Annotated in this window: 1 protein-coding gene; it reads left to right on the forward strand. The window is 69.7% G+C overall.

Annotation, left to right across the window (positions count from 1 at the left end; translation table 11 throughout):
• The coding region (locus WBL05_RS12360; protein ID WP_424226304.1) for a tetratricopeptide repeat protein at positions 1-1,951 on the forward strand (1,951 nt) is incomplete at its 5' end.
• Positions 1,952-2,048: the final 97 nt, after the last annotated feature.

The raw sequence follows: 2,048 nt of genomic DNA on the forward strand, positions 1-2,048 counted from the left end.
CATCACCACCGTGCCGCCCGCCCCACCGGTCGACCCGGCGAAGGCCGTGATGGCCGACCCGGTCGTCCCCGAGCCGCGCCGCAACTGCCCCAACTGCGGGGAGCCGGTCGGCCGCGGCAAGGAGGGCAAGCCGGGCGAGGTCGAGGGCGAGTGCGCCAACTGCGGCACCCCGTTCAACTTCCGCCCCGCAATCGCCGCCGGTGAGCTGATCTCCGGGCAGTACGAGGTGATGGGTGCGCTCGCCTACGGCGGGATGGGCTGGATCTACCTGGCCCGCGACCGCAACGTGTCCGACCGCTGGGTGGTGCTGAAGGGCCTGCTGAACGCGGCCGACGAGGACGCCAGTGCGGCCGCGAAGTCCGAGAAGGAGTTCCTGGCCGCCGTCGAGCACCCGCTGATCGTCGAGATCTACAACTTCGTCCAGCACGAAGAGGCTCGTTACATCGTGATGGAGTACGTGCCCGGCCGCTCCATCACGCAGTTGCTGAAGCAGCGCAAGGAGGCCAACAACGGCAACCACGACCCGCTGCCGGTGGACTGGGCGCTGGCCTACGTGATCGAGATCCTGCCCGCCTTCACCTACCTGCACGACGGTGGTCTGCTCTACTGCGACTTCAAGCCCGACAACCTGATGCAGGTCGGCGACTCGGTGAAGCTGATCGACCTGGGTGCGGTGCGTCGCATAGACGACGACGTATCGCCGATCTTCGGGACCATCGGTTACCAGGCCCCGGAGGTCGCCGAACTCGGTCCCTCGGTGGCCAGCGACATCTACACCGTGGGTCGGGCCCTGATGGTGATGTCGAGCGAGTTCCGCGGCTACCAGACCCAGTACGTCGACTCGTTGCCGCCACTCAGCCGGATGCCGCTGTTCGCCGAGCACGACTCGTTCTACCGGCTGGTGCAGCGGGCCTGCGCGCCGGTGCGCGAGGACCGCTTCCAGACCGCCGAGGACTTGCGCGTCCAGGCGCTCGGCGTCATGCGTGAAGTGGTCGGCCGGGGCACGCCGGGCGCGGCCACCGCGTCCCACCAGTCGACGCTGTTCGGCCCGCCGATGAGCGCTGGCGAGAGCATCGACTGGACGCAGCTGCCGCACCTGCTGCCCGATGCGACCGATGAGATGTCGGGTTGGCTGGGCTCGCTGACCCTGGACGACCCGCGGCAGCGGATGGCCGCGCTGACCCAGGCCCCCAAGCGCACCGCCGCGGTGATGCTGGCCCAGATCGAACTGGCGCTCGGCATGGGCGACCGGACGACCGCGGCCCAGGTGATCCGCGAACTGCTGCGGGCCGACCCGTGGGACTGGCGAGCGGTCTGGATGCAGGGGCTGGCCGCTGTGCGGGCGCACTCCTGGCATGAGGCGCAGGCCCCGTTCAACACCGTCCACGCCCAGGTACCCGGCGAGTTGGCACCCAAGTTCGCGCTGGCAGTGGCCTGCGAGTACGGCGAGCAGCTGGCGCTGGCCGAGGAGCTGTACGCCATCTGCGCCAGCACCGACGCCAATTACGTCACCCCGTCGGCGTTCGCGATGGCCCGGATCCGGATGGCCCGCGGCGACGAGGAGGGCACCCTGTCGGCGCTCAGCCTGATCCCGCCGACCAGCCGTGGTTACACCGACGCCCGCAAGGCCCACGCCAAGCTGCTGCTGAAGCGCGATGGCGGCAGCATGGGCGACCTGGCCGCCGCCTGGGACTCGATCCACGCTGCCAGCCTCGACCCGATCAGCTCGGCGAACCTCGAGGTGGAGGTGCTGGAGAACGCGTTGCGGCTGGTGCGACAGAACAAGGCGAACAGCAACTTCCGGTTCGCCGGCGAACCGGCGACCGAACGCAACCTGCGTCCCAAGCTGGAGAAGGTGTACCGGGACCTGGCCATGTGGGAGCGCGACGACGACGAACGTCGACGACTACTGACCCAGGCCGACGCGACTCGTAGATGGAGCCTGCTGTGACCGAACCGAGCGTCCCTGCGCAACAACCCGGCGACCCGGCTGCATCGCCGGCCTCCTGGGCGCAGCCACCGTCGGCCGCCGAGCGGGCAGCCGGCTG

The sequence above is a fragment of the Brooklawnia sp. genome (assembly GCF_049651565.1).
Classification (GTDB): Bacteria; Actinomycetota; Actinomycetes; order Propionibacteriales; family Propionibacteriaceae; genus Brooklawnia.